Origin of the sequence: Vibrio sp. S12_S33, assembly GCF_963889785.1 — a bacterium.
GTDB lineage: Bacteria > Pseudomonadota > Gammaproteobacteria > Enterobacterales > Vibrionaceae > Vibrio > Vibrio aestuarianus.
On the sequence record NZ_CAWPQZ010000010.1, the window covers coordinates 99,093 to 106,489 of the forward strand.

Genomic DNA, 7,397 nt, shown 5'->3' on the forward strand with positions numbered 1-7,397 from the left:
TTAATCCTTAGATGGTGTGGGTAGAATAACCCCTTGTGTCATAAGTAAAATATTATGTTCATACAAGCGGTTAATGAAATCATCGGTTAACTCAATGCCATGCATAGCAAGCAATGCTGGCGGAGCGATGAAGGGAAAGACCATCAGACTAATCAACGACATTCGACATAATTGTGGATCAACATTAGGTCGAATAACGCCTTGCTGCATCAGTTTTTCAAATATCACGTCTAGCATTGGTTTGGCTACATCCAGGAAAACTTTTTCCATCAACTTACGTTGAGTGTCTGAAGGCGACATATGCATAACTTGCGAAACTAAACGCGGAAACTGTGGAGCTTTGATCATTTGATGAAAAAAGGTTCGCATTAATTCCGTCAGATTTTTATGGCTACTCTCTACAACCAAAGTTCGCATTTTCTGCTGCATCGGCATCAAGGTCTCACGTAGCATAGTTTCAAATAACCCAGCCTTACTGCCAAAATAGTATCGAATCATCGCCACATTCACTTCTGCTCTCTGTGCAACTAAACGTGTTGATACTTTGTCATATGGCATCACCACAAACAGCTCTCTGGCATGTTGAATTAACGCTTCTCGTGCTTGTGTTTTTTCATTGGGCCGCCCGACTTTTCTTAGTGTATCTGCCATATATCAATATCCTAGATATTAATCATCCGATTAATTATAGAGCGATGCATTTTGAATCAGTACTTTTATTATTAATCACTATTTCATCAAGTGATTAATTTATACTTTCACCTCGTTTTGATGAAAACTGATCCGATATGCATAAAAAAACAACTTAATGGTTGACGTGTTAGGTCGAGTACGGTACTAATTTGTTAACTTAATTTTGTGGAATGTTAACTATGACATTTTGTTTTTCTAACCTGCTGGGCCTGCTCCTTATCGTGAACCATTCGCGCGGGTAGGTTGTGGAAGAAAAACACCACACAAGATTACAAAAAACCCGCACTGAGATGCGGGTTTTTTTATAACTATATTCGGGAAGTAAACGATTAATTATCGGTACGAGGGAGCAAACATGAACGATCAAGTCATTATATTCGACACCACATTGCGAGATGGCGAACAAGCATTGTCAGCAAGTCTAACCGTTAAAGAAAAACTGCAAATTGCTTACGCACTCGAACGCTTAGGTGTCGATGTAATTGAGGCGGGATTTCCTGTTTCATCTCCTGGTGATTTTGAATCAGTACAAACCATTGCAAAACATATTAAGAATAGCCGAATCTGTGCACTTTCACGAGCAGTAGCCAAAGACATTGATGCCGCTGCCGAAGCCTTAAAAGTTGCCGATGCTTTTCGTATTCATACTTTTATTTCAACTTCTACAATCCACGTACAGGATAAACTTCGACGTAGTTATGATGATGTAGTTGAAATGGCGGTAAATGCAGTAAAACATGCTCGTAATTACACCGATGATGTTGAGTTTTCTTGTGAAGATGCGGGCCGTACACCTATTGATAATTTATGCCGAATGGTAGAAGCAGCGATTGATGCCGGAGCACGCACTATCAATATTCCAGACACGGTTGGCTATACCGTACCGAGTGAATTTGGCGGCATCATTCAAACTCTATTTAATCGCGTACCAAACATCGATAAAGCCATCATTTCGGTACATTGTCATGACGATTTAGGAATGTCAGTTGCAAACTCCATCGCAGCGGTACAAGCCGGCGCACGTCAAGTCGAAGGCACCATCAATGGAATCGGCGAACGTGCAGGTAACTGCTCTCTTGAAGAGATCGCGATGATCATCAAAACACGTCAGGAGTTATTGGGCGTACATACTGGGCTTAAATATGACGAGATCCACCGCACCAGTAAATTGGTCAGCCAGCTTTGCAACATGCCAATTCAAAGCAACAAAGCCATTGTCGGTGCCAACGCCTTTAGCCACTCATCGGGCATTCACCAAGATGGCATGCTAAAAAATAAAAATACTTATGAAATCATGACACCGGAATCCATCGGTCTAAAAAATCAGGCGCTAAACCTAACTAGCCGCAGTGGCAGAGCCGCCGTTAAGAGCCATATGGACAGCATGGGCTACAACGAGAACGAATACAATTTGAACGCATTGTATGAAGATTTCTTGAAGTTAGCCGACCGAAAGGGGCAGGTATTTGACTACGATTTAGAAGCATTGATGCACTTCTCTAATCTGCGTGATGAAGATGATTTCTATAAGTTAAATTATTTGAGTGTCCAATCTGGTAGTGTCATGGCAACCACCAGTATTAAACTACTTTGTGGCGATGAAGAAAAATGCGAAGCCGCCGTCGGCAATGGCCCTGTCGATGCTCTATATCAATGTATTTACCGCCTAACCGGTTATGACATTGTGTTGGATAAATTCGACCTAACCGCCAAAGGCGAAGGTGAAGATGGCCTTGGCCAAGCTGATATTATTGCCAACTATAAAGGGCGTAAATATCACGGTACTGGCGTTTCAACGGATATTGTAGAAGCATCAGGACAAGCGCTACTACACGTTATCAATAGCATTCATCGCGCAGACCAAATTGCAGAAATTAAGCAAAAGAAAGTCGCAACCGTTTAAAGTCCCTAGAAACAGAGACTAAATCGGTTTAGGCTCTGTTTAGGAACCCCAAATATTAAAATAGTAAAGGATTCACATGACAGACAAAACGTACAAAATTGCCGTTCTAGCCGGGGATGGGATTGGTCCTGAAGTAATGCAACAGGCTAACAAGGTATTAGATGCTATTGAAAAAAAACATGGTATTCGCTTTGCTCGTGAAGAGCATGATGTTGGTGGCATTGCCATCGATAACCATGGTTGCCCATTACCAGAAAGTACGGTTAAAGGTTGTGAAGAAGCAGATGCCGTATTATTCGGTTCAGTCGGCGGCCCTAAATGGGAACATTTGCCACCCAACGATCAACCAGAACGTGGTGCCCTTCTCCCTCTACGTAAACATTTCCAGCTGTTTTGTAACTTACGCCCAGCACAAATCCATTCAGGTTTAGAAGACTTCTCACCACTACGCACTGATATCTCGGCTCGTGGGTTTGATATTGTCGTCGTCCGTGAACTCACCGGTGGGATCTACTTCGGTCAGCCTAAAGGTCGTGAAGGTGAAGGAGCAAATGAAAAAGCATTTGATACTGAAGTGTACCATCGCTACGAAATCGAACGTATCGCAAAAATTGCTTTTGAATCAGCACGCCTACGTCGCAAGAAAGTATGCTCGGTAGATAAAGCAAACGTACTACAAAGTTCTATTTTATGGCGTGAAGTCGTTGAAGGCATTGCCAAAGATTACCCAGATGTGGAGCTTTCACACATTTATATTGATAATGCGACAATGCAGCTCATTAAAGACCCATCTCAATTTGATGTCATGCTGTGTTCAAACATTTTTGGTGACATAATTTCAGATGAATGTGCAATGATCACTGGCTCAATGGGCATGCTGCCATCCGCAAGTCTAAATGAGAGCAACTTTGGTTTATACGAACCTGCAGGTGGCAGTGCGCCAGATATCGCTGGTAAAAACATCGCAAACCCAGTGGCTCAAATCTTATCGGCAGCCCTCATGCTTCGCTATAGTTTGGGCGAAGAAGACGCTGCGCAAGATATCGAAAATGCAGTGTCTAAAGCTCTATCAGCAGGAGAGCTAACTGCCGATCTCTCTGGCGGTAAACCAGCGCTTTCGACTTCAGAAATGGGCGATAAGATTGCCATGTATATTTTAAATTCATAATTGGTAGTTCTAGGCTGTTGCCTAGAACTCTATAAAGCTCTCAGAGCTCAAGGAAGAAGCAATGTCACACGCAAAAACCTTATACGAAAAAATCTACGATGCTCACGTTGCTGTCGCAGCGGAAGGCGAAAATCCGATCCTGTATATTGACCGACACCTTGTCCATGAAGTGACATCCCCACAAGCCTTTGACGGCCTGCGTGAAAAAGGTCGCCAAGTACGCCAAGTCAATAAAACCTTCGCCACCATGGATCACAACGTTTCAACCACTACCAAAAACATCAACGCATCGGGTGAAATGGCACGTATCCAAATGGAAACTCTTTCTAAAAACTGTAAAGAGTTCGGTGTAACCCTCTATGACTTGAACCATAAATACCAAGGTATTGTGCATGTTATGGGGCCGGAACTAGGTATCACTTTACCGGGTATGACGATCGTTTGTGGTGACTCACACACCGCAACACACGGTGCATTTGGTTCTCTAGCCTTTGGTATTGGCACTTCAGAAGTTGAGCATGTACTTGCTACTCAAACCCTGAAGCAAGCTCGCGCTAAGACAATGAAAATAGAAGTTAAAGGCAAAGTCGCACCTGGTATTACAGCAAAAGATATTGTCTTAGCAATTATTGGTAAAACAACAGCGGCTGGCGGTACGGGTTATGTCGTTGAGTTTTGTGGCGAAGCGATTACCGACCTTTCAATGGAAGGCCGCATGACTGTCTGCAATATGGCAATTGAACTTGGAGCCAAAGCGGGCCTTATCGCACCCGATCAAACCACATTTGATTACATAAAAGGACGTAAGTTCTCTCCTCAAGCAGCCGATTTAGATGCAGCAATTGAGTACTGGAAAACATTAAAAACAGATGATGACGCTAAGTTTGATGCAGTCGTAACCCTAAACGCAGCAGACATCAAGCCACAGGTCACTTGGGGTACAAACCCTGGGCAAGTTATAGCTGTCGACGAAGCGATCCCATCTCCAGATAGTTTTGCTGACCCAGTAGAAAAAGCATCAGCAGAAAAAGCATTAGCATACATGGGACTTGAAGCGGGTAAATCATTATCAGACTACAAAGTAGACAAAGTCTTTGTTGGTTCTTGCACAAACTCTCGTATTGAAGATATACGAGCAGCCGCTCAAGTAGCAAAAGGAAAGAAAGTCGCTTCACATGTTCAGGCACTGATTGTTCCAGGCTCAGAACAAGTCAAAGCGCAAGCGGAAGCGGAAGGTTTAGATAAGATCTTCATTGACGCCGGTTTTGAGTGGCGTTTACCTGGCTGTTCAATGTGTCTAGCGATGAATAATGACAGACTCGGTGCTGGAGAACGTTGTGCATCGACATCAAACCGAAACTTTGAAGGTCGGCAAGGTCGTGATGGACGCACACACTTAGTGAGTCCAGCAATGGCTGCTGCTGCTGCAATCGCAGGGCATTTTGTCGATATCCGTGATATTCATTCTTCAGTATTAAACTCATAGGGGATTACCAATGTCAGGTTTTAAACAACATACAGGATTGGTCGTTCCTCTTGATGCAGCGAACGTCGACACAGATGCAATTATTCCTAAGCAATTTTTACAAAAAGTTAATCGTATCGGTTTTGGTAAGCACCTTTTCCATGATTGGCGCTTTCTAGATGATGCAGGTGAACAGCCCAACCCAGACTTTGTAATGAACAAACCTCGTTATCAAGGCGCGAGTATTCTAGTTGCCCGTGAGAACTTTGGCTGTGGGTCATCAAGAGAACATGCTCCATGGGCTTTAGCGGACTATGGTATTCAAGTCATGATCGCTCCAAGTTTTGCCGATATTTTCTATGGAAACTCTATCAATAACCAAATGGTTCCAGTACGCCTTACCGATCAACAAGTGGATGAGATATTCCAGTTTGTAGAAGAAAATGAAGGCGCGCAAGTAACCGTGGACCTTGAATTAATGCAAGTGAAAGCGAATGGCAAAACATACTCGTTTGAAATTGATGAATTTCGTCGCCACTGTTTACTTAATGGGCTGGATAACATTGGTTTAACACTACAGCATGAAGCAAAGATCGCAGCTTATGAAGCAAAGATTCCTAACTTTTTGAAATAGTTATTATCACTTTCGATTCTCAAAGGTTGGTGTAAATACATCAACCTTTTATTTTATCTGAAATTTATCAAATGCTGTCTAGGTCATATAGGATATGAAATGAGAGGTGAATAATGAAATATCTATTAGCATTATGTTTAACACTTAGTTCAACAAACGTATTGTCCGCACCAAAATCGAAATTATGGGATTACTGGAATCACAGTAACGAAGAAAGCATACAGACTATTTCACATCAAGTTTGGCAGACAACGCTTGATAGCTATTTAATCAAAGACAATCACAATAATCTCTTTGACTATAAAAATGTAAATTCAAAAGATAAGACTGATTTAGAGCAATATATTTCACAGTTATCCAAACTTGACCCAAGAGAATACACAAAAGCGGAACAATATGCCTACTGGGTTAATTTATACAACGCATTAACAGTTAACTTGGTAGTCGACAATTACCCAATTTCATCTATCACCAAACTTGGAGGCTTGTTTTCATTTGGTCCTTGGGAACAAAAGATCATTACTATCAATCAAAAAGAGCTGACTCTCAATGATATTGAACATCGAATTTTAAGACCTATTTGGAAAGACCCACGAACCCATTACGCTGTCAACTGCGCTAGTTTAGGATGCCCAAACTTACAAAAACAAGCTTTCACAGCTAAAAATACTGAACTGTTATTAAAAAAGTCAGCGGTTGAATTTATTAACAGTGAAAAAGGAGTAAAGCTTACCAATGATAAATTGGTACTATCTTCTATCTATGACTGGTTTTCTGAGGACTTTGGTACAAAACAGCAACTTTTTCAGCATCTAGCACGATATAATAAGACACTAAAAGATACTGAAAGAGACGTTAGCTATCACTATGACTGGAAATTAAATGATGTGCATTAGATAGCAAAAAACCTCAGCATTTCTGCTGAGGTTTCGCAATTCAAACCTGGCGATGTCCTACTCTCACATGGGGAAGCCCCACACTACCATCGGCGCTATTGTGTTTCACTTCTGAGTTCGGCATGGAATCAGGTGGGTCCACAATGCTATGGTCGCCAAGTAAATTCTTTTTAGCTACAGAGCTTAAAACTGGTGCTGATACCCAGAATCGAACTGGGGACCTCACCCTTACCAAGGGTGCGCTCTACCGACTGAGCCATATCAGCACACTATATACATATCGTCCAAGAGGACTAAAAAAGCCCGTTTTCTCAAACGGGCTTTTTAAAATTAAAGCCTGGCGATGTCCTACTCTCACATGGGGAAGCCCCACACTACCATCGGCGCTATTGCGTTTCACTTCTGAGTTCGGCATGGAGTCAGGTGGGTCCGCAACGCTATGGTCGCCAAGCAAATTCTTAAATTCGGAAAGCTGTCTTCGTTCTTCACATTCAATGTTCTTCTATTGAGTCCACAAAACCCCTTCGGTGTTGTATGGTTAAGCCTCACGGGCAATTAGTATTGGTTAGCTCAACGCCTCGCAGCGCTTACACACCCAACCTATCAACGTTCTAGTCTCGAACAACCCTTTAGGACAC

General features: G+C 42.3%; 6 protein-coding genes, 1 tRNA gene and 3 rRNA genes. 5 read left to right on the forward strand and 5 right to left on the reverse strand.

Annotated features, from left to right (window positions below):
- Nucleotides 1-651 (reverse strand): TetR/AcrR family transcriptional regulator, encoded by a 651-nt coding sequence (locus tag AACW06_RS07055; RefSeq protein WP_192074548.1) that lies wholly within the window; start codon nt 649-651, stop codon nt 1-3.
- A gap of 397 nt (nt 652-1,048) precedes the next feature.
- Here AACW06_RS07055 and leuA point away from each other — a divergent pair, with 397 nt between their 5' ends.
- The 5 genes from leuA to AACW06_RS07080 all read left to right on the forward strand — a co-directional run bounded on the left by leuA (nt 1,049) and on the right by AACW06_RS07080 (nt 6,759).
- Nucleotides 1,049-2,596, forward strand: coding sequence for a 2-isopropylmalate synthase (gene leuA / locus AACW06_RS07060; RefSeq protein ID WP_053310704.1), 1,548 nt, complete (start codon nt 1,049-1,051; stop codon nt 2,594-2,596).
- 76 nt (nt 2,597-2,672) lie between these two features.
- Entirely contained in the window at nt 2,673-3,764 is a 1,092-nt protein-coding gene (leuB, locus tag AACW06_RS07065) for a 3-isopropylmalate dehydrogenase (RefSeq protein WP_192074549.1), read from the forward strand.
- A gap of 61 nt (nt 3,765-3,825) precedes the next feature.
- Nucleotides 3,826-5,250, forward strand: a complete 1,425-nt coding sequence (gene leuC, locus AACW06_RS07070; protein WP_192074550.1) for a 3-isopropylmalate dehydratase large subunit — start codon at nt 3,826-3,828, stop codon at nt 5,248-5,250.
- Between the two features lie 10 nt (nt 5,251-5,260).
- Complete coding sequence (gene leuD, locus AACW06_RS07075) at nt 5,261-5,863, forward strand: 3-isopropylmalate dehydratase small subunit (protein ID WP_192074551.1); 603 nt, start codon at nt 5,261-5,263, stop codon at nt 5,861-5,863.
- Between the two features lie 113 nt (nt 5,864-5,976).
- Nucleotides 5,977-6,759, forward strand: a complete 783-nt coding sequence (locus tag AACW06_RS07080) for a DUF547 domain-containing protein (protein ID WP_192074552.1) — start codon at nt 5,977-5,979, stop codon at nt 6,757-6,759.
- A 44-nt stretch (nt 6,760-6,803) separates the two neighbouring features.
- On the opposite strand, the gene rrf (AACW06_RS07085) is transcribed toward AACW06_RS07080, so the two are convergent.
- From rrf (AACW06_RS07085) to AACW06_RS07100, 4 genes are all read right to left on the reverse strand, one after another.
- Nucleotides 6,804-6,919 (reverse strand): 5S ribosomal RNA (gene rrf / locus AACW06_RS07085).
- Between the two features lie 30 nt (nt 6,920-6,949).
- A tRNA-Thr gene (locus AACW06_RS07090) sits at nt 6,950-7,025 on the reverse strand.
- Between the two features lie 69 nt (nt 7,026-7,094).
- A 5S ribosomal RNA gene (rrf, locus tag AACW06_RS07095) occupies nt 7,095-7,210 on the reverse strand.
- 83 nt (nt 7,211-7,293) lie between these two features.
- A 23S ribosomal RNA gene (locus AACW06_RS07100) occupies nt 7,294-7,397 on the reverse strand; the annotation flags it as partial.

Bases quoted from the DNA above. Each gene is read 5' to 3' on its own strand.
- leuC (WP_192074550.1), top strand. From the start codon at position 3,826: ATGTCACACGCAAAAACCTTATACGAAAAAATCTACGATGCTCACGTT.
- AACW06_RS07080 (WP_192074552.1), top strand. From the start codon at position 5,977: ATGAAATATCTATTAGCATTATGTTTAACACTTAGTTCAACAAACGTA.
- AACW06_RS07055 (WP_192074548.1), bottom strand. From the start codon at position 651: ATGGCAGATACACTAAGAAAAGTCGGGCGGCCCAATGAAAAAACACAA.
- leuB (WP_192074549.1), top strand. From the start codon at position 2,673: ATGACAGACAAAACGTACAAAATTGCCGTTCTAGCCGGGGATGGGATT.
- leuD (WP_192074551.1), top strand. From the start codon at position 5,261: ATGTCAGGTTTTAAACAACATACAGGATTGGTCGTTCCTCTTGATGCA.
- leuA (WP_053310704.1), top strand. From the start codon at position 1,049: ATGAACGATCAAGTCATTATATTCGACACCACATTGCGAGATGGCGAA.